At 60.8% G+C, this 22,524-nt stretch carries 20 protein-coding genes; 7 read left to right on the forward strand and 13 right to left on the reverse strand.

Translation table 11 applies throughout. From position 1 onward, the window contains the following. Window positions 1–3: 3 nt before the first annotated feature. The 9 genes from recC to rppH all read right to left on the reverse strand — a co-directional run bounded on the left by recC (window position 4) and on the right by rppH (window position 9,927). The gene (gene recC, locus JS46_RS15665; protein ID WP_033752836.1) at window positions 4–3,381 is read right to left on the reverse strand and encodes an exodeoxyribonuclease V subunit gamma; all 3,378 of its coding nucleotides are present in this window, start codon (window positions 3,379–3,381) and stop codon (window positions 4–6) included. Window positions 3,382–3,483: 102 nt separating this feature from the next. Beyond that, entirely contained in the window at window positions 3,484–3,753 is a 270-nt protein-coding gene (locus JS46_RS24640; protein WP_235213013.1) for a prepilin-type N-terminal cleavage/methylation domain-containing protein, read from the reverse strand. A gap of 16 nt (window positions 3,754–3,769) precedes the next feature. Next, entirely contained in the window at window positions 3,770–4,168 is a 399-nt protein-coding gene (locus JS46_RS24645; RefSeq protein WP_033752837.1) for a DUF2509 family protein, read from the reverse strand. After that, window positions 4,165–4,698, reverse strand: a complete 534-nt coding sequence (locus JS46_RS15680; protein ID WP_033752838.1) for a prepilin peptidase-dependent protein — start codon at window positions 4,696–4,698, stop codon at window positions 4,165–4,167. Before JS46_RS15680 ends, JS46_RS24645 begins: the two co-directional genes overlap by 4 nt. After that, window positions 4,689–5,159, reverse strand: coding sequence for a prepilin peptidase-dependent protein (locus tag JS46_RS15685; protein WP_033752839.1), 471 nt, complete (start codon window positions 5,157–5,159; stop codon window positions 4,689–4,691). Before JS46_RS15685 ends, JS46_RS15680 begins: the two co-directional genes overlap by 10 nt. A gap of 187 nt (window positions 5,160–5,346) precedes the next feature. Continuing rightward, the gene (gene thyA, locus JS46_RS15690) at window positions 5,347–6,141 is read right to left on the reverse strand and encodes a thymidylate synthase (protein WP_033752840.1); all 795 of its coding nucleotides are present in this window, start codon (window positions 6,139–6,141) and stop codon (window positions 5,347–5,349) included. Further along, entirely contained in the window at window positions 6,138–7,019 is an 882-nt protein-coding gene (lgt, locus tag JS46_RS15695) for a prolipoprotein diacylglyceryl transferase (protein WP_033752900.1), read from the reverse strand. Before lgt ends, thyA begins: the two co-directional genes overlap by 4 nt. 119 nt (window positions 7,020–7,138) lie before the next feature. After that, the gene (gene ptsP, locus JS46_RS15700; RefSeq protein ID WP_033752841.1) at window positions 7,139–9,385 is read right to left on the reverse strand and encodes a phosphoenolpyruvate--protein phosphotransferase; all 2,247 of its coding nucleotides are present in this window, start codon (window positions 9,383–9,385) and stop codon (window positions 7,139–7,141) included. An 11-nt stretch (window positions 9,386–9,396) separates the two neighbouring features. Next, window positions 9,397–9,927, reverse strand: a complete 531-nt coding sequence (gene rppH, locus JS46_RS15705) for an RNA pyrophosphohydrolase (RefSeq protein WP_033752842.1) — start codon at window positions 9,925–9,927, stop codon at window positions 9,397–9,399. A gap of 686 nt (window positions 9,928–10,613) precedes the next feature. Here rppH and mutH point away from each other — a divergent pair. The 4 genes from mutH (at window position 10,614) to JS46_RS15725 (ending at window position 13,623) form a co-directional block, all read left to right on the forward strand. Next, a complete protein-coding gene (mutH, locus tag JS46_RS15710; RefSeq protein WP_033752843.1) occupies window positions 10,614–11,291 on the forward strand; it encodes a DNA mismatch repair endonuclease MutH in 678 nt (225 codons plus the stop codon). 60 nt (window positions 11,292–11,351) lie between these two features. Continuing rightward, window positions 11,352–12,062 carry a TerC family protein gene (locus JS46_RS15715; protein ID WP_033752844.1) on the forward strand — a complete coding sequence of 237 codons (711 nt, stop codon included), beginning with the start codon at window positions 11,352–11,354 and terminating at the stop codon, window positions 12,060–12,062. 161 nt (window positions 12,063–12,223) lie between these two features. Beyond that, the gene (locus JS46_RS15720) at window positions 12,224–12,442 is read left to right on the forward strand and encodes a YgdI/YgdR family lipoprotein (protein ID WP_033752845.1); all 219 of its coding nucleotides are present in this window, start codon (window positions 12,224–12,226) and stop codon (window positions 12,440–12,442) included. A gap of 140 nt (window positions 12,443–12,582) precedes the next feature. Continuing rightward, a complete protein-coding gene (locus JS46_RS15725; RefSeq protein ID WP_033752846.1) occupies window positions 12,583–13,623 on the forward strand; it encodes an NADP(H)-dependent aldo-keto reductase in 1,041 nt (346 codons plus the stop codon). Window positions 13,624–13,844: 221 nt separating this feature from the next. Here JS46_RS15725 and dinB read toward each other — a convergent pair whose 3' ends face one another. Beyond that, window positions 13,845–14,897: a DNA polymerase IV gene (gene dinB / locus JS46_RS15730; protein ID WP_227741469.1), complete on the reverse strand. Its 1,053-nt coding sequence runs from the start codon at window positions 14,895–14,897 to the stop codon at window positions 13,845–13,847. Window positions 14,898–15,185: 288 nt separating this feature from the next. Between dinB and dpaA the strand changes: the two genes are divergently transcribed. Then, window positions 15,186–15,932, forward strand: a complete 747-nt coding sequence (gene dpaA / locus JS46_RS15735; protein ID WP_033752847.1) for a peptidoglycan meso-diaminopimelic acid protein amidase — start codon at window positions 15,186–15,188, stop codon at window positions 15,930–15,932. Here dpaA and JS46_RS15740 read toward each other — a convergent pair. Continuing rightward, window positions 15,903–16,670 (reverse strand): class II glutamine amidotransferase, encoded by a 768-nt coding sequence (locus JS46_RS15740; protein WP_033752848.1) that lies wholly within the window; start codon window positions 16,668–16,670, stop codon window positions 15,903–15,905. The genes dpaA and JS46_RS15740 overlap by 30 nt on opposite strands. A 54-nt stretch (window positions 16,671–16,724) precedes the next feature. Then, entirely contained in the window at window positions 16,725–17,303 is a 579-nt protein-coding gene (gene lpcA / locus JS46_RS15745) for a D-sedoheptulose 7-phosphate isomerase (RefSeq protein ID WP_033752849.1), read from the reverse strand. A gap of 224 nt (window positions 17,304–17,527) precedes the next feature. Here lpcA and fadE point away from each other — a divergent pair, with 224 nt between their 5' ends. After that, window positions 17,528–19,975: an acyl-CoA dehydrogenase FadE gene (gene fadE / locus JS46_RS15750; protein WP_033752850.1), complete on the forward strand. Its 2,448-nt coding sequence runs from the start codon at window positions 17,528–17,530 to the stop codon at window positions 19,973–19,975. Between the two features lie 185 nt (window positions 19,976–20,160). Here the strand turns inward: fadE and mtnK are convergent, their stop codons facing one another. Next, on the reverse strand, window positions 20,161–21,360 hold the full coding sequence (mtnK, locus tag JS46_RS15755) for an S-methyl-5-thioribose kinase (protein WP_033752851.1): 1,200 nt from the start codon (window positions 21,358–21,360) through the stop codon (window positions 20,161–20,163). A 131-nt stretch (window positions 21,361–21,491) separates the two neighbouring features. Here mtnK and mtnA point away from each other — a divergent pair, with 131 nt between their 5' ends. Continuing rightward, the gene (gene mtnA / locus JS46_RS15760; RefSeq protein ID WP_033752852.1) at window positions 21,492–22,511 is read left to right on the forward strand and encodes an S-methyl-5-thioribose-1-phosphate isomerase; all 1,020 of its coding nucleotides are present in this window, start codon (window positions 21,492–21,494) and stop codon (window positions 22,509–22,511) included. Window positions 22,512–22,524: the final 13 nt, after the last annotated feature.

The raw sequence follows: 22,524 nt of genomic DNA on the forward strand, positions 1-22,524 counted from the left end.
TTGCTATTCATCATCCAGGTGAGCCTGCAACACCGGCAGATACCAGCGCTGCGCAGCCTCGGTGATTTGCGCTATCTGCGCCTCGTTCAATACGCGACAGAGCCGCTGCAGGTAGGGATCGCCGCCCTCGCCTTCCTGCTGATAGCCGCCCGTCCAGGCCTGCAGCAGGCGATTGCGCGCTTTGACCTGGGTCGCTTCATCCAGCAGCAGCTGCTGCGTTTTTTTGTCGTAACTTGCCGTCAGCCAGGCGCCGCCGCTCTTGTTGAGCAGCAGCAGCGGTTGCGACATGCCTTGCTGATAGCCCTGCATATAGCGCGTCAGCATCGCCTCCGCCTCCGGCTGCGCCACCGCCGCAAAGCGCCAGCGGCTGTTTTCTCTGCCCATCATGCGGCTTTCCCCGTCGCCGCCCAGCGCGCAGTAGATAAGGTGCTCCAGCCAGAGCAGCAGGCCGTCGTTCATGTTCAGCACCCCTGGACGCCAGCGCAGCAGGCCGTCACGCTGGACCTGCGTCAGCCAGCCGGTCAGCGTGACGCCGCCGAGCGGCAGAGTGACTTCCCAGCTGTCGCCTTCGCTGCGCTGCTCGATGACCGCCGCCGCCACCTCTTGCATCTCCTCCTGCTGCGCCTGCCAGAACAGCTCGCCGAACGCGCCGTAAGGCAGGTTGCCTGCCGCGCGATGCAGAGCGTAAAGACGCTGCGTATCTTCGCCCTCCACCAGCGCGTTCAGCAGCTCGGCGTTGATCTGGTAGCGCTCCAGGCTGTCGAGCGCGAAAGGCTCGTTGTCCGACAGCTCCGTCTCTTCCAGCCAGAAGGCGACGCCGAGCCGCTGATGAAACCAGGCGCGCACCGGATGCCGCCAGAAGCGCAGGAACTGCTCGCAGGAGACCGATTCCATCTCCGCCAGCGGCAGCGGCTGCACAAAGTCGGGCTGCGCCTCGCCTTTTCCCTGCGCGGCGGGCAGCCATTCGCGCGCAAAGCTGTGGCAGCGCGACTGCGGGTGAAAATTCTCGGCGGCGAACGGCATGCGGCTGTGAAGATGCTGAATATGGCGCTGTACGCGCTGCGCGCTCTCGTCCAGCTCCTTCGCTTCGTCGCCAGGCAGACAGAAGCTCTGGCCGATGTAATCCAGCAGCTCTGTGACCAGCACCGAGGGATAGCGTTCCGTATTATCCTGAATGGCGCGGCCGATATAGCTGATATAGAGCCGTTCCTGCGCAGAAAGCAGCGCCTCGAGAAACAGATAGCGGTCGTCGTCGCGTCGGCTGCGATCGCCTTTGCGCGTCTGCTGCTGCATCAGGTCGAAGCCCGGCGCCGGCAGCGTGCGGGGATAAACGCCGTCGTTCATGCCGAGCAGGCAGACCACGCGGAAGGGAATCGAACGCATCGGCATCAGCGTGCAGAAGTTAATCTGACCGGCGAGAAAGCGCTGGCTGATACGCTGCTGATCGAGACGCGCGCGCAGATCGTCGCGCAGCAGCGTCACCGGAATAGCCGCCTCATAACGCGCCGCCTGGCCATATTCGATCAGCTGTTTCCACTGCTCTTCAACCAGTAGCAGCGCGGCTTCCGCTTCGGCGTCACCGTGGAAGAAGTCGTTGATCATTTCCCGACAAAGCGGCAGCCAGCCTTCCAGCGGACGGGATTCGCTGAGCCGCGCGCGCCAGTGGTTCAGCCGCATCAGCAGCTCCGCCAGGTGGCCAGCCAGCTCGCCGACCAGGCCGCTCGACTCGTCGTAGGGCAGAATGCCCTGCCAGTCGCCGTGATGGCTCTCCATCGCATAGCCCAGCAGCATGCGCTCCAGGCCGAAGCGCCAGGTGTGCTGGCCGGTGACCGGCAGCGCCAAGGCTTCGGCGCTGTCGTCGTCCAGTCCCCAGCGCACGCCCGACTCGTCTACCCAGCGGCGCAGCAGGCGCAGGCCGCTCTCATCCACCGAAAATCGGTTCGCCAGCGCCGGCACCTCCAGAAGCGCCAGCACATCTTCCGCCGCAAAGCGACTGTCCGGCAGCGCCAGCAGGCTGAGAAAGGCGAATATCGCCGGATGCGCCTGGCTGGCGCGGCGATCGGAGATAGAGAAGGGCAGATAGCGATCGGCGGGCGCGTTAGCGAAGACCGCCTGAATAAAGGGAGCGTAGCTGTCGATATCGGCCACCATCACGATAACATCGCGCGGTTTAAGACCGGGATCCGCCTCCATCATCGCCAGCAAATGATCCTGCAAGACTTCCACTTCGCGCTGGGCGCTGTGGCAGATCTGCACGCTAATCGATCGATCGTCGGGATCGAGCAGACGCTTGCTGCCGCTCCAGGCGAGCTCTTCCGCGTTTAGCCCCAGCACCGCGTTATCCTGCAGATGCAGCAGGTCGTGCTGCATGGCGTGCAGCAGGTTGTCTTCCTCGACCTCGACGAAGGCGTCGACGTCATCCGCCTCGTCCATTTGACTCAGCAGGAACAGGTTGTCGCGGCCCAGCTTGCCCCAGGAGGCCAGCAGCGGGTTGCTGAGCTGCTGTTCCCCTTCGGCGTTGAAACGCGCCGGCGCGTCGAGCGGATCGCTGAAGAGATCGCGCGCCTCTTCGCTGTCGAGGCGACGACGCTGGCGGCTCTGCAGCTTCGCCAGGAAGGCGTAGTCCTGAATATCGCCCCAGTAATCGCGGCAGGGATTGGTAAACAGCAGATGAATATCGATATGACGGCCCAGCGCCTGCAGCGCCTGGAGATAGACCGGCGGCAAGGCGGAGATGCCGCAGATAAAGACGCGCTTCGGCAGACTGGGCGGCGCATGCTCGGCTCGCTCCAGCGTCTGAATAAAGCGCGCATAGAGATTGGCGCGGTGCCATTTCGGCTGACCCAGCGCCTCGGTGTAGGCCACCAGGTCGCGCCACAGCGCCGACTGCCACAGCTGCGCATCGCCCAGTCCTTCCACCAGCTCGCCCTGCTCCCAGCGATTCAGCCAGTCGGCGCGATAGACCAGATACTGGTCGAAGAGATCGGCGACGCGTGAGCAGAGCTGGAACAGCTTGCGCTTGTCGCTGTCGTCGTGCAGATAGTGGCGCAGCGAAACAAAGGCCTCTTCGGTCAGCAGGGTCGGCAGGCGATGCATCAGCTTCCAGCTCATGCTGGCTTTGGTAAAGGCGCTTTCGGCGGGAATATCCGGCAGTACGCGCACGAACATATCCCAGATAAAGGAGGCGGGAAGCGGGAAGTCGATATTGGCGGCGATGCCAAAGGTGTGCGCCAGCTCCATCTGCAGCCACTGCGCCATGCCGGGACTCTGCACCAGCACGGTTTCAGCGGCGAAGGGATCGCTAAGGGGGTCATGTTCTATCACCGCTGCCGCGAGAATCTTCAGAACATCGAGCTGGTTTGAGTGATAAACGTGAAACATGAAAACTCCTGTGGTGACACTGTCTGGCGCGGCAAAGCGGCAGACTGGTCACTCTACCGCGTATCGCCGGGGTTGCCCATAGCATGGGGGCGCTTTTGCCTCTCAGCAACGTAAACGCGTCAGCATGGCGTGCGCCTCGTAAGGTCCACTAACCTCGGCGCGCTCCAGCGTGCAGGTCGAGACGGCGCCGCTGCGTTGCAGCGAGGTACGCCAGCCCGCGACCTCGTGGCTTATCAGACGCTGAGCGGCGACGCGCGCCGCCACGCGCTGCTGCCACTGCTGGTTGAAGCCCTGCGTCAGAGCGCGATGATACTGCAGCAGCGCGCTGACGCTCGTCGCCAGCAGCAGCAGCGCGAACAGCGCTTCCGGCAGGCTGAACCCGTGCTGCCTACAGGCAGAGCGTTGCCGCGGCCAGCGGGCAGTAGTCGATCCAGCCGTGCGGCAGCGGCCTGATCCGGCTCCCTTCCCTCGCCACCCAGCGCCGCAGCGCCAGTTCGCTCGCCGCCGCGCGGCCTGTAAGTAACGCTCGCTCATCGTTTACCTTCTGCAAACAGCTTTGCCAGCCCTGCTCCGGCGCCTGCTGACAGCCCTGCGGCGTCGTCCAGCTCAGCGTCAGCCCCCACTGCAGCGCCGACTGCGCCGCCCAGAAATCGCGATAGTGCTGCCGCTCGTCGGCCACCAGCGACATGCTCTGCTCCAGCCGTTCCCGGCTGGCGTGCAGCGTCAGGCTGCCTGCCAGCAGGATCGTCAGCACCATGCCCAGCGCACTGTTGCCTTGTTGATTCACAGATTTTCGCCCTCGATCCAGCTTTCCAGCGTTTCCAGCCAGCGACCGGCGCGACCGGCCAGCCGCAGCTTAATCAGCGCGCCCGCGCGTTCGACGCTGAACTGCTCAATAGTGAGAAAGGCGGGATCGGTCAGGCGTTCCCAGCCGGTGCCGCCGCAGCCGTCCACGCCGCGTTGAGTTTCCAGCTGCTTTTGTCGCAGCCGAAAGCCGTAGTAATCGCTTTCGCTGTGGCTCACGCCTTCCCATCTTCCGTTGCTGTTGTCGTCCCAGCGCAGCAGCAGGCAGCCGGTGGAAAGGCTGAGCGCCGTCCCGCTGCACTCGCCGTTGCAGTAGCCGGCGCGGCGCACCGCTTTTTCCAGCGTCTGCATCAGCTGCTGCAGATCTTCCCGTAGCTGAACGCGTTGCTGCAGGCGCAGACTCTCTCCGATCAGCAGCGGTAAAAAGCGTCCCGCGCTCAGCATCAGCACGGCGCTAACGGCCATCGCCACCAGCATCTCCAGCAGGCTGAATCCCGCCATCTTCAGTCGCATCCCTGCTCCTCCGGCTGGCAGAGACGAATGCGCGCGCGCGCTGAGATAATCAGCCGCAGCCTGCCGCTGGCGTTGCCGAACTCCAGGCTGCCCGCCTTCGCCATGTTGCGGCGGCCGTAAAAGCCCGGCTCGCCGCGCAGCGCAGTCAGGCTAACGCCGGGATAAGGCGCGACGAACCGCAGCCGCCCGCCGCGCGCGCAGCGGCCCTCGGGTTTCGGGCCGCTGCCCAGACAGCCGCGCTCGCCCGGTATCAGCCAGAGCGCGCGATCCTGGTTCTGCCAGTTGGCCTGGGCGCGCAGACGCTGTAAAAAGCCCTGCAGCTGTTGCGCGGTCTCGCGCAGCTGCTGTCGCTGCTGCCAACGCTGCCAGCCCTGCAGCGCGCCGAGGCTGAGGATGCCGACGATAACCAGCACGAACAGCAGTTCCGGTAGCGTAAAACCCTGGTCTGTTCTCTTTTTCATGGCGCTACTCTGCCGCGCCACGCGTGCCGTCGCCAGCGGTGCTGGCCGGGCATGCGCGCCGCTTTACAGCAAAAATGGGCGGGTTGCAGGTGACCACAAGGAAATGCGACAGAAGGCGCAAAAGCTGGATAAAAAAAGCCCCGGCGAGCAGGGCTACGCCGGGGCTTTGTTACCGCAGGTCGGGATGTTACACCGCGACCGGCGCCTTAATGGCGAGATGAGGATCGTAGCCTTCGATCTCGAAATCCTCGAAGCAGTAGTCGAAGATCGAGTCGGGCTTGCGCTTAATCACCAGCTTCGGCAGCGCGCGCGGCTCGCGCGTCAGCTGCAGACGCGCCTGCTCCAGATGGTTACTGTAAAGGTGCGTGTCGCCGCCGGTCCAGACGAAATCGCCGACCTGCAGATCGCACTGCTGCGCCACCATATGCACCAGCAGCGCGTAGCTGGCGATATTGAACGGCAGGCCAAGGAAGATATCGCAGGAGCGCTGATAGAGCTGGCAGGAGAGTTTGCCGTCCGCCACGTAGAACTGGAAGAACGCGTGGCACGGCGCCAGCGCCATCTCGTCCAGCTCGCCGACGTTCCACGCCGAGACGATAATACGACGCGAATCGGGATCGCGTTTCAGCTGTTCGATAACCTTCGCAATCTGGTCGATCTCTTCGCCGCGCGCGCTGCCCCAGCTGCGCCACTGTTTGCCGTAAACCGGACCAAGGTCGCCGTTTTCATCCGCCCACTCGTCCCAGATAGTGACCTTGTTCTCTTTCAGATAGCGGATATTGGTCTCGCCTTTCAGAAACCACAGCAGCTCATGAATGATTGAGCGCAGATGCACTTTTTTCGTGGTCACCAGCGGAAAGCCGTCCTGCAGGTTGAAACGCATCTGGTGGCCGAAAATCGACAGCGTGCCGGTGCCGGTACGGTCAGATTTCGGCGTGCCGTGGTTCAGCACGTGTTGCATCAGGTCCAGATACTGTTTCATTTTACCTCTCGAGTGTGTTGCTGCGGGCGACGACGATACGCCCAGACCATCATGATAATGCCCGCCAGGATCATCGGAATGGAGAGGATCTGCCCCATACTGACGCCGCCCTCGAACAGGCCGAGCTGCGCATCCGGCTGACGGAAGAATTCAACAATAATGCGAAACGCGCCGTAGCCGATGAGGAACAGGCCGGAGACGCTGCCCATCGGACGCGGTTTGCGAATAAACAGGTTGAGAATAATAAACAGCACCACGCCTTCCAGCATCAGCTCATAGAGCTGGGACGGATGACGCGGCAGCACGCCGTAGGTGTTCAGCAGATCCTGGTAGCCCGGGTTATTCGCCGCCAGCGCCACATCTTCACTGCGCGAGCCGGGGAAGAGCATGGCGAATTTGAAATCAGGCGCCACGCGGCCCCACAGTTCGCCGTTGATAAAGTTGCCGAGACGGCCTGCGCCGAGGCCGAACGGGATCAGCGGCGCGATAAAGTCAGAGACCTGGAAAAAAGTACGTTTGGTGCGGCGCGCGAAGATCAGCATCACCACGATAACGCCGATCAGGCCGCCGTGGAACGACATGCCGCCATCCCAGACTTTGAACAGATAGAGCGGGTTGTCCAGAAACAGCGGCAGGTTATAGAAGAGCACGTAGCCGATGCGGCCGCCGAGGAAGACGCCGAGGAAGCCAGCATAGAGCAGGTTTTCAACCTCCTCTTTTTTCCAGCCGCTGCCGGGTTTGTTGGCGCGGCGCACCGCCAGCCACATGGCAAAAATAAAGCCGACGAGGTACATCAGTCCGTACCAGTGCAGCGAAACCGGTCCGATAGAGAAGATCACCGGATCGAACTGCGGAAATGCGATATAGCCGTTATTCATCATTCACCATTCAATTTTCAGCCCTGAAAAAGGGGCGCCAGGCGGATATGTTAAAGGCTGCGCATGATAGCACAGCCTGGTTTTTTACAGAGCAGCGTAAATGTAAACGAGGATAACGCCTAGCGCCCGCCGCGGATCAGGCCGCCCAGCCCGCGCCGCTCCATAAAGGCGGCGACCAGATGGCGGACCTCCGACGCGGTGTGCGCGCTCAGGCCTTGCTCGCTCAGCTTTTGCGTCTCTTCTTTATCCAGATGGCGCAGCAGATATTTTACGCGCGGCACGTTCTTGCCGTTCATGCTGAGATGGTGATAGCCAAGCCCCACCAGCAGCGCGACGCACATCGGATCGCCCGCCATTTCACCACAAAGACAGAGTTCGAGATTCGCCAGACGGGCTTCGGTGGCGATCGCCTGCAGCGCGCGCAGCATCGCGGGATGCAGCGGATCGTAGAGGTTGGCGACGCGTGTGTTGTTGCGATCCACCGCCATCAGATACTGGGTCAGATCGTTGGTGCCGACCGAAACGAAATCGACGCGCGACTGCAGCTGCGGGATCATAAACAGCATCGACGGCACTTCGATCATCACGCCGATGCGCGGTTTGGGGATCACGTAGCCCAGCATCTCTTCCACTTCGCGTCCGGCGCGCTGGATCAGCCGCACCGCGTCGTCGATCTCGTCGATATGGCTGATCATCGGCAGCAGAATGCTGAGGTTGCCTGAGGCGGCGTTGGCGCGCAGCATTGCGCGCACCTGCACCAGAAAAATTTCCGGCTGATCGAGCGTCAGGCGAATGCCGCGCCAGCCGAGACAGGGATTCTCTTCGCTGATCGGCATATAGGGCAGCTGTTTATCGGCGCCGACGTCCAGCGTGCGCAGCGTGACCGGCTTGTTGTGAAACAGCTGCAGCATGCCCTGATACTGCGCCACCTGCTCCTCTTCGGACGGGAAGCCGTTCTGCAGCATAAAGGGAATTTCGGTGCGGTAGAGGCCGATGCCGTCTACCCAGCTGTCGAGCGTCTGTTCATGCTCCGGGCTGAGGCCAGCGTTAAGCATCACCTGGATGCGCTCGCCGCTTTTCAGCTCGCCCGGCTGATCGACCACCCCTTCCGCCATTTTGCTCAGCGCGTTCTCTTCGCTGATCAAGCGCTGATACTCCTGCACCAGCACCGGCTCGGGATCGATTAACAGTTCGCCGCGGTAGCCGTCGACGATCAGCAGACGCTTATTGAGCTGCGCAGGCAGGATATCGGCGCCCATCACCGTGGGAATGCCCATGGCGCGCGTCAGGATAGCGGCGTGCGAGTTAGCGGCGCCGTCGCGCACCACGATGCCCGCCAGCCGCTCGTGCGGCAGCTCCGCCAGCGTGGTGGCGGTAAGCTCGTCGGCCACCAGTACAAAACGTTCCGGCCAGGCGTTGGTGCCGACCAGCGAGTCATCGAGATGAAACAGCAGGCGCTGGCCCAGCACGCGCAGATCGCCCGCGCGCTCGCGCAGGTAGCTGTCGCTCAGGCTAGCGAACTGGGCGGCGAATTTTTCGATGACCTTTTTGACCGCCCATTCGGCGACCGATCCCTGCTCGATCTCGTCAAACAGATCTTTTTTCAGGCGGGCATCGGTCAACAGGTGGGAGTAAAGATCGAAGATCGCCGCGCTCTCTTTCTGTACCCCGGCGGCGAAACGTTTGCTGAAGCGGCGGAATTCGCTGGCGGCTTCGCTCATCGCCAGCACCAGGCGTTCGCGTTCGCGCTGCACATCGAGCGTCGAGGCGGCGGAGACCTGATCCAGCAGCGGCTGCGTTTCGTCGACCCAGCCCGGGGCGACGGCGACGCCTGGCGCGGCGGCGATAGCGCGCACCCGCGTCTGGCGGAACTGGCCGAACAGCTGGCCGAGCTGCGACTGCGACAGCAGGGTCGCCATCTGCGTCGCCAGCGTGACCAGGAAGGACTCTTCGCTCTCGTCGAACTGTCGGTGTTCGCGCTGCTGCACCACCAGCACGCCCAGCAGCTGCCGGCGGCTGATGATCGGCACGCCAAGGAAGGAGCGATAGCGCTCTTCTTTAACGGCGGGAATATATTTGAAGCTGGGGTGGCTTTGCGCATCCGCAAGGTTGATGGGTTCGGCGAGCCGTCCCACCAGGCCGACAATCCCTTCGTCGAACGCCAGCGTAACGGTGCGCCCGCGCGGTTTTTTTAGGCCGCGCGTGGCCATCAGGTAGTAGCAATGGTGATCGTGATCCGCGAGATAAACAGAGCACACTTCCGTGTCCATCGCCAGGCAGATCTCATTGACCAGGATGTCGAGCGCGTCGTTAAGCCGCGGCGCGCCCGCCACCTTTTCTACTATTTCGCGCAACTGAGTGAGCATAAGGGCGTGGCCTATCCTCTTTTCCGTCGATGGGCTGGCGCGCTGCGCTGCTGCCCCGCACTCTCCTGCATCGACATTACCACGCCAGCGAATTCCTTCATCACGCGACGATAGACGTCGCGTTTAAAGGAGACAACCTGACGCACCGGATACCAGAAGCTCACCCAGCGCCAGCCGTCGAACTCCGGCGTGCTGCTGTGTTGCACATTGATATCCGCGTCACTGCTCATCAACTGCAGAAGAAACCACTTTTGTTTCTGGCCGATACACACCGGCTTTGTGTCCCAACGCACCAAACGTTTTGGCAATTTGTAGCGCAACCAGTTTCGGGTAGATGCAAGTATTCGAACATCTTTACGGTGTAAACCAACTTCTTCGAACAGTTCGCGATACATCGCCTGTTCGGCGGTTTCACCCGGATTGATGCCTCCCTGAGGAAACTGCCAGGAGTGCTGTCCAAAGCGCCTGGCCCACAACACTTGTCCTTGCCTGTTACAGATTACGATACCAACATTCGGGCGGTAGCCATCATCATCGATCACTGGACTACCTCAAAGCTAAATTTGAATAGCCTGATTGTTTCACACTCCTTACAGGCGGTAAACCACTGGATTGTCGGGAAGAACGCGGCATCGCACCTGGATAACTCACAGCATTGGCCAGAGTTATAAACAATTAACGCGGCAAAGAGGCGATCTTATTCACGTTTTCTGTGGATAGCTTTGTGCAGAACACGGGAATTAGCTGAATAAACTTTTGCGTCCCTTATCAGCCCCGCATAGTGACAAATGATTTTTATAGTTTAAAAACAGCAAATTAACCGACTCTTATTCAGAATAAAAACAGCCACATTTGCGGTGGAAGGCGCGAAAGCGTTTTAGCTGGTTAAAGATCAAGCGACGTCGTTTTTATCCACAGACAATGCAGTAAACTTGCTCATCACTGGATAAAAAAGCGCCTTTTTCACTAAAGTCAAGGCTGTAAATGGAACCAGTAGCGCGAGTGCAGCGGGGTTATCCCACCGATCTGTGGATAACTCAGGCGAAGATCCTGTTCATTATTGCCGTCAGTCCGGGATAACCTTGTACGGCTGTGGCAAGCCGGCACGGCGCGTAATTAAAAAAGCATGCAGAATCATGCTATTATCAGCGCCCTTTCTCCTGACGCCGCTGTGGGAAAAGTTTGCAGGAAAAAAGTTGCCTATTTTTTAACCAACAGAGTATTCGTTATGTTCCAGCTGCCTGCCCCGCCCGAAAATGAAGCCGTTCTCCTGGCGCGCGCCCATGCGCTGGCGGGCCAGTCGCTGGCGGCCCTGTCCGAGCAGGCCAGCCTGCCGATGCCGGCCGATCTGAAACGCGATAAAGGCTGGGTCGGCATGCTGCTGGAGCGTTATCTGGGCGCCAGCGCAGGCAGCAAGGCGGAGCAGGATTTCGCTCATCTCGGCATTGAACTCAAAACCATTCCCATCGACGCGCAGGGCAAACCGCTGGAAACCACCTTTGTCTGCGTGGCGCCGCTGACCGGCAACAGCGGCGTGACCTGGGAGACGAGCCACGTGCGCCATAAACTGGCGCGCGTGCTGTGGATCCCGGTGGAGGGCGATCGCGCCATTCCTCTCGCCCAGCGTCGCGTCGGCGCGCCGCTGCTGTGGAGCCCGAGCGAAGAGGAAGATCGCATGCTGCGCCAGGACTGGGAGGAGCTGATGGATATGATCGTGCTGGGCCAGGTTGAACGCATTACCGCGCGCCACGGCGCCTGGCTGCAGATCCGGCCGAAAGCCGCCAACAGCAGGGCGTTGACCGAAGGCATCGGCGAACACGGCGAGCCGATTATGACGCTGCCGCGCGGTTTTTACCTGAAAAAGAGCTTCACCGCGCCGCTGCTGGCGCGTCATTTTTTACTGTAAGTTCATCAAAGTGGATGCGTATAATCGCCGTTTACTTTTCGTTTAAGATTGAGTGTGCGCATGTTTGAGTGGATAACCGATCCCAACGCCTGGCTGGCGCTGGGCACGCTGACCATCCTCGAAGTGGTTCTGGGTATTGATAATATTATTTTCCTGTCGCTGGTGGTGGCGAAACTGCCTAAACATCAGCAGGCCAGCGCGCGTCGTCTCGGCCTGATGGGCGCCATGCTGATGCGTCTCGCCCTGCTGGCCTCTATCGCCTGGGTCGCACGTCTGACCCATCCGCTGTTTACCCTGCTCGATCACGCCTTCTCCTGGCGCGATCTGATCCTGCTTGGCGGCGGTCTGTTTCTGCTGTGGAAATCGAGCATGGAGATCCATGAAACCATCGAAGGCGGCGAAGAGGAGCACAAGACCAACGTGCACTCCTTTTTCGGCGCTATCGTGCAAATCATGCTGCTGGATATCATCTTTAGCCTGGACTCGGTGATTACCGCCGTGGGCCTTTCCGATCATCTCTTTATTATGATGGCGGCGGTAGTGATCGCCGTGCTGATGATGATGTTCGCCGCGCGCGCCATCGGCGAGTTTGTCGATCGCCATCCTTCGATCAAAATGCTCGCCCTCTCTTTTCTGATTCTGGTGGGTTTTACCCTGATTCTGGAGAGTTTCGCGGTGCATGTACCAAAAGGTTACATTTATTTCGCCATGTTCTTCTCGATGGCCGTCGAGTGTCTGAACCTGATGCGCGCTAAGAAAAGCGCGGCGTAAGATGTCAAGGGCGGCCTCAGGTCGCCCTTTTATTTTCAGATTCATGCGATAACGCAAAGCGCCAAAACCATTTATTACTACACTTTTTGCAGTTGATGCTGCGTGGCTTCTGACGGGGCGATGCGGTCCACTGGCTGACGGGAGTGAGAGGAATAAGCGTGATGAGAGAGTTGGCAGGCGTAGCAGTGTTGATTTTTGCCGCCGTGACACTGAGCGGATGCAGTTCAGATTATGTAATGGCAACGAAAAACGGCCAGATGATTATGACGGAAGGCAAGCCGACCATCGATAAAGAGACCGGTCTGGTGAAATATACCGATCAGTCAGGCCATGAAGTGCAGATAAATGGCGACGAAGTGTCGACCATTATTGAGCGTTAAGTGCCATTTCAGCTCACCTGTCCCGCAATTTGCCCGGACAGGTGATTTCCCCGATTTTCCCCACTTCCTTCCCCGCTGATTCACGCGCTATAGTCCCACAGGACACACCATTACATTCCATAAAAATAAGGAAGACGGCTATGCATTATCACCGCATCCCCCATAGCACGCTGGAAGTGAGTCAGCTGGGGTTGGGAACCATGACGTTTGGTGAACAGAATAGCGAAGCCGACGCCCACCAGCAGCTCGATTTCGCCCTCGCCAGCGGCATTAACTTTATCGATACCGCTGAAATGTACCCGGTGCCGCCGCGCCCGGAAACCCAGGGTTTAACCGAACAGTATATCGGCAGCTGGCTGAAGGCGCGCGGCAGCCGCGATAAAGTGATCCTCGCCAGCAAGGTCGCGGGTCCGTCGCGCGGCGCAGATGCCTCGATTCGCCCGAACCAGGCGCTGGACCGCAAAAATATCCGCGAGGCGCTGGACGCCAGCCTGAAGCGCCTGAATACCGACTACCTCGACCTTTATCAGCTGCACTGGCCACAGCGCCAGACCAACTATTTCGGCAAGCTGGGCTATCAGTACAGCGAGACCACAATTCCCGTCACGCTGCTGGAGACGCTGGAAGCGCTGACCGAGCAGGTGCGCGCCGGCAAAATTCGCTATATCGGCGTGTCGAACGAAACGGCCTGGGGCGTGATGCGCTATCTGCAGCTGGCGGAGAAGCATGAGCTGCCGCGCATCGTGACCATTCAGAATCCCTATAGCCTGCTGAACCGCAGCTTTGAAGTGGGCCTGGCGGAAATCAGCCAGCATGAAGGGGTTGAGCTGCTGGCTTACTCCAGCCTCGCTTTCGGCACGCTGAGCGGCAAGTATCTGAACGGCGCGAAACCGGCCGGCGCGCGCAACACGCTGTTCAGCCGCTTTACGCGCTACAGCGGCGAGCAGTCACAGCTGGCGATTGCGGAATATGTGGCGCTGGCGCAGAAGCATCGCCTGGATCCGTCGCAGATGGCGCTGGCCTATGTGCGTCAGCAGCCGTTCGTCGCCAGCACCCTGCTGGGCGCAACGACGATGGAGCAGCTGAAGATCAATATCGACAGCTTCAACCTGACGCTGGACGCCGACGTGCTGGAAGGGATCGAGGCGATTCACCGCCGCTACACCTATCCGGCGCCTTAAAGGGGTTGAGCGGCTATTGCGGGTGGGTTTAGTGAGGTGGGCGTAGGCTGTTTGTCAGGTATTTGCGCTGCCAGGCTGGCCCGATCGCAAAGTCGCTCAAGGCATCCCTGCGCGCTCGGCCCGCGGCATCCCTGCCGCGGGACGCTTTGCTCTTCGGCCCAGCCTGGCAGCGCCTTGATTTTAGCGTTGCCTGTTAGCTGACGATCAGGTTTCGTTTGCAGCTACAACCCCAGCAGCAGCTGTCGCTCAAGCTGCGGATCGAGCAGCGTAACGTGCAATCCCACCAGTCGCACACCGCGTCCGGCGCGGCGCTCATCCCAGGTTTTGCGCGCCACCGCGATCAAATCCTCTTTGTTCAGCTCCGGCCAGATATGCTCCTGCGTCGTCAGCTGGAAATCGTTGAACTTGAGCTTCACGCCCTGCCGCGCGATTTGCCTGTCGGGCCGAACCTGCGTCAGGCGGCGCTCCAGCTCCGCATAGAGAAAATCGATAATCTCCAGGCAGGCTTCCCAGCTGTGAATATCTTCCGCCAGCGTGCGCTCGACGCCAACGGACTTGCGTTCGCGCTCCACCACCACGCCGCGCTCGTCGATGCCGTGGCTGCGCTCCCACAGCACGCGGCCAAACTTGCCGAAGCGCTTGAGCAGCTGCGCCACGTCCGCTTTCTGCACGTCGGCGCAGGTATGCAGCCCCATCTCCTCGAGCTTTTTCGTCGCCACCTTGCCGACGCCCGGGATCTTCGCCAGCGGCAGCGACAGCAGAAAATCAGGCATCTCCTGCGGCGTAATAACGTACTGGCCGTCGGGCTTGTTGAGATCGGAGGCGATTTTCGCGAGGAACTTAATCGGCGCGATGCCGGCCGAGGCGGTCAGCCCCGTCTCGCGCTGAATAGTGCCGCGGATCTCGCGGGCGATTAGCGTGGCGGAGCCGTGGCAGTGCGGGCTGTCGGTGACGTCGAGATAGGCTTCGTCCAGCGACAGCGGCTCGATTAAGGGGGTATAGCGCAGGAAAATTTCGCGGATCTGCTGCGACGCCTCTTTATAGGCGTCGAAGCGCCCCGGCAGCAGCTTCAGATGCGGACAGAGCTTCAGCGCCATGGCGGTAGGCATCGCGCTGCGTACGCCGAATTTGCGCGCTGGATAGTTGGCGGTGCTGATCACGCCGCGCCGTTCGCGGCTGCCGCCGATGGCGATGGGGATATCGCGCAGCGACGGATTGTCGCGCATCTCCACCGCTGCATAGAAGCAGTCCATATCGACATGTATGATTTTCACGCTTGCCCGCCATCCGCTTTCCGTCACGCCTTATGATACTGTATAGATGTACAGATACCAAAGCGCCGCCGCGTCAGGCGCGCCCGAAAAACGGATTTAACATCCGTCGCCACTAAAGTTTACAAATTTCTGGCCGTCATACCTTGAGGAAAACGCGAATTTACCTGGCGGCGTCTTGATAAAAAAACAGACAATGCTAATGTTGCGCTGCGGTAGCGGAGTTTTCCGATAATGCAAGTCTGAGACGCGTCTCGCGTCATCGTTCTCTTCACTCAAGGTATACACAGCATGGGCAAAATCGCACTTCTGTTTGCGATGATTTTGATGCCAGCCCTCAGCATGGCAATGACTCCCGAGCCGACGCAGCCAGTGTCGACGCCGGTGAGTAAAGAATTAAAGAAACAGCTACTCGGTACCCCGGTCTATCTGCAGATTTTTAAGGAAGAACGCACGCTGGAGCTCTATGGCAAAATCGGCAACGAATTTCGCCTGCTTGATACCTATCGCATCTGTAACTTCTCCGGCGGCCTCGGCCCGAAGCGCCGCGAAGGGGATTTTAAAAGCCCGGAAGGCTTTTACAGCGTCAGGCTCAACCAGCTGAAGCCCGACAGCCGTTTTTATCGCGCTATCAACGTCGGCTTTCCTAACCAGTACGATCGCGAGCATGCCTACACTGGCAACTATCTGATGATCCACGGCGACTGTAAGTCGATCGGCTGCTACGCGATGACCGACGCCTACATGGATGAGATTTTCACCTATGTGAACGCGGCGCTGCGTAACGGCCAGTCAGAGGTGAACATCAGCATCTTCCCGTTCCGCATGACCGACGCCAACATGCAGCGCCATCGCTATTCCGCCTACGCCAGCTTCTGGCGCGAGCTGCAGCCCGGCTACGCGTACTTTGCGAAATACCATCAGCCGCCGACGGTCAACGTCGCCAGCGGCAGCTATGTGATGAACAGCGGCAGCCCGGCGATCGTCAATCCCGAAGCCGCCTCTAAATCATTTCTGGCGCTCTCCAAGGCAGAATAACGCCCACTCGCCTGGCACGATGCGGTGCCAGGTTTCATTTGCCGTCAGCGGCTGCGTCGCAATCACCGTCACTACGTCGTTGGCGGTGGTGTGCTGCTGGAAGTCGATCTCGACATCCTGATCGAGCAGCTGCGCTTTGCCGAAGGGCGCGCGGCGCGTAATCCAGTAGAGATTGGTCGAGCAAAACGCCATCAGATAGCGCCCGTCCGACAGCAGCATATTGAACACCCCTTTCTGCCGCAGCTCTCCCGCCAGTTCCGCCACATAGCGAAACACCGCCGGCCAGTTGGCGGGCGTGCGCGGATAGCGCGTCGCCAGCTTGTGCAGCAGCCAGCAGAACGCCTTCTCGCTGTCGGTTTCGCCGACCGGACGGAAGTGGCCGGTTTCCAGCTGCCGATAACCTTTTAGCTGGCCATTATGCGCGTAGGTCCAGTTGCGTCCCCACAGCTCGCGGGTAAAGGGATGGGTGTTTTCCAGCGAGACCGGCCCGCGGTTCGCCTGGCGAATATGTGCCACCACCGAATGGGACTTGATGGGATACTCCTGCACCAGCCGCGCGACAGGCGAGTTATAGCTCGGCAGCGGATCTTTAAAGGTGCGGCAGCCCCGGTCTTCATAAAAGGTGATGCCCCAGCCATCTTTATGCGGCCCGGTTCCACCGCCGCGCTGCACCAGGCCGGTAAAACTAAAACAGATATCGGTTGGAACGTTAGCGCTCATTCCGAGCAATTCGCACATAGCTACCGCCTTAGTCAGAAAAGCCGCCAGCCAGCAAGATGGCGGCCAGCACCGTTACTTCACCATCTCTTTTTCAATCAGCAGCATCAGGATATGGATCACTTTGATGTGGATCTCCTGAATGCGGTCGGCGTAGCCGAAGTGCGGCACGCGAATTTCGATATCCGCCGAGCCCGCCATTTTGCCGCCATCTTTGCCGGTCAGGGTGATGACCTTCATGCCCTGCGCGCGCGCCGCCTCGATCGCCTTAATGATATTGGCGGAGTTGCCAGAGGTCGACAGCCCCAGCAGCACGTCGCCCGGACGGCCCACCGCTTCGATATAGCGTGAGAAAACGTAGTCGTAGCCGAAATCGTTGCTGACGCAGGAGAGATGGCTGACGTCGGAGATGGCGATCGCCGGGTAGCCCGGACGGTTCTCGCGATAGCGCCCGGTCAGCTCTTCGGCGAAGTGCATCGCGTCACAGTGCGAGCCGCCGTTGCCGCAGGAGAGCACTTTCCCGCCCGCTTTAAAGCTGTCGGCCAGCAGCACCGCCGCGCGCTGAATGGCGTGAATATTCGCCTCGTCGCTGAGGAAGGTATTAAGCGTGTCCGCTGCTTCATTCAGCTCGGAGCGAATGATGTCCTGGTACATAGGGATGTCCTTGTTAGTAAAAGAGTGACTTTTCAAGTTTAACGGAATGGCGGGTTGGCGCAAAGCGTGCGCCGCGCGAAAGCCCGCCTCCTCTCCACAGCGGATTTAACGATTTTGTGAGTAAGGTTGTAATTGCGATGTAAACAAATTGCTAATTGAACGCAGGTGGCATACACCTCTACACATAACAGGTCAGACCTCTTACTACTTACGGAGCCGTGATTATGATGGTTGTGTCGATCCTCGCGACGCTGGTGTTAATCAGCGCCCTGTTTTATCACCGCGTCTCTCTGGCGGCGAGCAGCGCGATTTTACTGTTGTGGACCGCTGCCTGGGCGGCGGCGCATATCTGGACGTTCTGGCTGCTGCTGCCGCTGGCGATCCTTCTGCTGCCGCTTAACCTCCCCTCGATGCGCCGTTCGCTGTTTTCAAAGCCGACGCTGCAGCGCTTTCAAAAGGTAATGCCGCCGATGTCGCGCACGGAAAAAGAGGCGATCGACGCTGGCACCACCTGGTGGGAGGGCGACCTGTTTCAGGGCAAGCCGGACTGGCAGAAGCTGCACAACTATCCGCAGCCGCGCCTGACGCCGGCCGAGCAAGCGTTTCTCGATGGCCCGGTGGAAGAGGCGTGCCGCATGGCGAACGACTTCGCCATCACCCATGAGATGGCGGATCTGCCGCCGGAACTCTGGGCCTATCTGAAAGAGCAGCGTTTCTTCGCCATGATCATTAAGAAAGAGTATGGCGGCCTCGAGTTCTCCGCCTATGCGCAGGCACGCGTGCTGCAAAAGCTGGCAGGCGTCTCCGGCATTCTGGCAATTACCGTCGGCGTGCCTAACTCGCTGGGGCCAGGCGAACTGCTGCAGCATTACGGCACCGACGAGCAGAAAAATCACTATCTGCCGCGTCTGGCGCGCGGCGACGAGATCCCCTGCTTCGCGCTGACCAGCCCGGAAGCGGGCTCCGACGCCGGTGCGATCCCTGATACCGGCGTGGTCTGCATGGGCGAGTGGCAGGGCAAGCAGGTGCTCGGCATGCGCCTGACCTGGAATAAGCGCTACATCACGCTGGCGCCAGTAGCGACCGTGCTGGGGCTGGCCTTTAAGCTGTTCGATCCCGATCGTCTGCTGGGCGATACCGAATCGCTGGGCATTACCTGCGCGCTCATCCCCACCAGCACGCCGGGCGTGGAGATCGGCAAGCGCCACTTCCCGCTCAACGTGCCGTTCCAGAACGGGCCGACGCGCGGCAACGATATTTTCGTGCCGATCGATTTTATTATCGGCGGGCCGCAGATGGCCGGCCAGGGCTGGCGGATGCTGGTTGAGTGCCTGTCGGTGGGACGCGGCATTACCCTGCCTTCGAACTCCACCGGCAGCCTGAAAAGCGTGGCGCTCGCCACCGGCGCCTATGCGCATATCCGTCGTCAGTTCAGAGTCTCAATCGGCAAGATGGAAGGCATCGAAGAGCCGCTGGCGCGTATTGCCGGCAACGCCTACGTAATGGACGCTGCGGCGACGCTGATCACCACCGGTATTATGCAGGGCGAAAAACCGGCAGTGCTGTCGGCGATTGTGAAGTATCACTGCACCCACCGCGGCCAGCGCGCCATTATGGACGCCATGGATATTGCGGGCGGCAAAGGCATTATGCTCGGCAACAATAACTTCCTCGCCCGCGCCTATCAGGGCGCGCCTATCGCCATTACGGTAGAAGGCGCCAATATCCTGACGCGCAGCATGATTATTTTCGGTCAGGGCGCCATCCGCTGCCATCCGTTCGTGCTGAAAGAGATGGCGGCGGCGGCCAGTCAGAATCTCAACGCCTTCGACGCCGCGCTGTTCAGCCATGTCGGCTATGTCGGCAGCAACGCCGTGCGCAGCCTGTGGCTCGGCCTGACGGCCGGACGCGGCAGCGCCACGCCGACGCGCGACGCCACGCGCCGCTACTACCAGCATCTGAACCGTCTCAGCGCCAACCTGGCGCTGCTGGCGGACGTCTCGATGGCGGTGCTCGGCGGCAGCCTGAAGCGACGCGAGCGCATTTCGGCGCGCCTGGGCGATGTGCTGAGCCAGCTCTACCTCGCCTCTGCCACGCTGAAACGCTATGACGATGAGGGACGTCACGAGGCCGATCTGCCGCTGCTGCACTGGGGCGTGCAGGATGCGCTGCATCAGGCCGAGCAGGCGATAGAGGAGCTGCTGCGCAACTTCCCCAGCCCGCTGGCGGCTGGCGCGCTGCGCATGATGATTTTCGCCGGCGGCAAGCACTGCCCGGCGCCGAGCGACCGTCTCGATCATAAGCTGGCGAAGCTGCTGCAGGTGCCTTCGGCCACGCGGACAAGGCTGGGACGCGGTCAGTATCTGACGCCGAGCGAGCATAACCCGGCCGGTCAGCTTGAGCAGGCGTTGCAGGAGGTGATGGCGGCGGAAGTGATCCACGATCGTCTGTGCAAACAGCAGAAAGAGCACTTCTCTTTCACCCGGCTGGACGCGCTGGCGCAGCGGGCATTAAAAGCGGGCTGGATTGACGCCGCCGAGGCCGAGGTGCTGACGCGCGCCGAAGCGAGCCGTCTGCGCGCCATTAACGTCGATGAGTTTGCCGCGGATGCGCTGGCGGTGCCGGTGAAGCAGCCGGCGGTGAAGGCGGCGCGGGAGAGCGAGGCGGCGTAACAGTAATAACAGTAAGGTTGACGTGGAAAGAGCATGAGGCATGGAGCATGCGCGGGTGGCAAGGCTCGATCGCAAAGTCGCTCAAGGCATCCCTGCTCGCTCGGCCCACGCCATCCCTGGCGTGGGACGCTTTGCTCTTCGAGCCTTGCCACCCGCGCCTAAACTAACGTGCGGCCTGCCTGCCCTTACCCCGCCTGCCGAATACGCGCGAGCAGCGCCTCGGCGTCCTCGATGTGATCCGCCGCCAGTATCAGCGTGCGTCCCAGCGTAATGCAGCTGCGGATGCACTCGGTGCGCATCGCTTCATCCTTAATCAGCTTCATATCCGCCACGTGGGACATGCCGACGGTGCGGCGAATCAGCTCGGTGCCGCAGTAGCCGATGGTATCGGCCCACACCTTGCGCAGAAACGCCTGCGCATAGCCCGGATAAGCCAGCGCCACGTCCGCTGTTTTCTCTTGCGCCAGCGCCAGAAAGCGCGCGGCGAAAGTATTCCACACCTCGCGCACGTCGTTGAGACGCAGCTCGCGCCCTTCCGCCGCCTCGCGCGGAGCGAGCAGCCCCGGCAGACCGCAGTAGTTGATCAGCAGATTGCCCAGCGCCGTGCCGACGTCAAAGCCGATCGGGCCAAAATAGCCGAACTCCGCGTCGATCGCCTTCAGGCTGTTGTCGGCGACGAAAATCGAGCCGCTGTGAATATCGCCGTGCAGCAGCGCTTCGGCATGGGCGAAAAAGCGATGCTTCAAGCCGGCGACGGCGATGCGCAACGCCTCGTCGTCGCGCAGGCTGGCGACCAGCGGCTCCAGCGCCTGCGGGTAGCTGTTGCGCGCGTGATCGGTATAGGGATCGTTAAAGAAGAGATCTTCAGTAATTTCGCACATCTCTGGATTGATAAAGCGCGCCACTTCCGCTTTTTTCTGATGGGGATGCAGCACGAAATCAGAGGTATGAAACAGCGTCTGCGCCAGATATTCGCCCAGCTGCGCCGCCGCCTGCGGGTAGAAAGCGCCCTTCACCAGCTCGCCGCGCCAGATGCGATGGCTGGAGAGATCCTCCATCACCATCACCGCCAGCGTCTCGTCATAGTGCGTCACCCTGACGGTATGCTGAGGGCAATATTTGTAGTGCTCGATCAGGGTTTGCGCCTCTAGTCGCGCGCGGTCCAGCGTCAGCGGCCAGGACTCGCCGACGCAGCGCACGTAAGGCAGCGCCTGTTTTACGATAACCCGGCTGTTGCCCTGGCGGTCGAAAATTTTGAAAACCAGGTTAAGGTTGCCATCGCCAATCTCTTCCGCCTCGACCAGCGAAGCGGGATCGTCCACGCCGCCAAACTGCCGGGCATACTCAACGGCATCCGCCGCGGTGAAGGTACGGTATTGCGACATTGCCTTTCCTCTTATACCAAACTGAAACGAAACCCCGCCAGGGCAGCACAATAAGCCGTGCAGACGTCTATACATCCGTTCCGCATGTTGGCACAATACGTGACAACAACGCAACAGGGATTTCACAGACAATGCAAACACTCCGCACCACCAGCTTACAGGTTCGTGACAATCAGCTCTGGATCCTCGATCAGCAGGCGCTGCCGCAGCAAAAAAACTGGCTGCCGGCGCACGACGTGGCGCAGCTGGTTGGCCATATTCACGCCCTGCGCGTGCGCGGCGCGCCGCTGATCGGCCTCTCCGCCTCGCTGCTGCTGGCGCTGCTGGCCGAGACGGGCGCCAGCCGCGACGCGCTGGCGCAGGCGCTGGAGGTGTTGCGCGCCGCGCGTCCCACGGCGGTCAACCTGATGAATAATCTCGATCGAATGAAGCTGGCGCTGGCGCAGGCGGATTTCGCCGCCGCGCTGAGTCAGGAAGCGCTGCGTCTGGTCGAGGAGGATCGCCAGCTATGCGACAATATTGCAGAGGCGGGCAGCGCGCTGGTGAAGCCGAACAGCCGTCTGATCACGCACTGCAACACCGGCGGGCTGGCGACGGCGGGCGTCGGCACCGCGCTGGGCGTCATCGCCCGCGCGCATCAGCAGGGTAAGGTGGCGAACGTCTGGGTGGGTGAAACGCGCCCGCTGCTGCAGGGCGGACGCCTTACCGCCTGGGAACTGGGCGAGCTGGCGATCCCCTTTCAGCTGATCACCGATTCGATGGCGGCCAGCCTGATGGCGAACGGCCAGGTCGACGCCGTCTGGGTCGGCGCGGACCGCATCGCGGCCAACGGCGACGTGGCGAACAAAATCGGCACCTACAGCCTGGCAGTACTGGCGCATTACCATCAGATCCCCTTCTACGTTGCCGCACCGCACACCACGCTGGACCGCCAGTGCGTCAGCGGCCGCGACATTCCTATCGAGCAGCGCGCCGCCAGTGAAGTAACCGGCGCGGCGGGCAGTTTCGGCAGCGTGCAGTGGGCGCCGGAAGCGGCAAACGTCTATAACCCGGCGTTCGACGTGACGCCTGCGGCGCTAATTAGCGGCTGGGTGCTGGATACCGGCGTGGTGACGCCGGAGGCGGTAGAAGCGGGGATTTTTCAGCCCTGATCGGGCGCGCTGA

This window comes from Pantoea sp. NGS-ED-1003 (assembly GCF_000738765.1).
Classification (GTDB): Bacteria; Pseudomonadota; Gammaproteobacteria; order Enterobacterales; family Enterobacteriaceae; genus Pantoea; species Pantoea septica.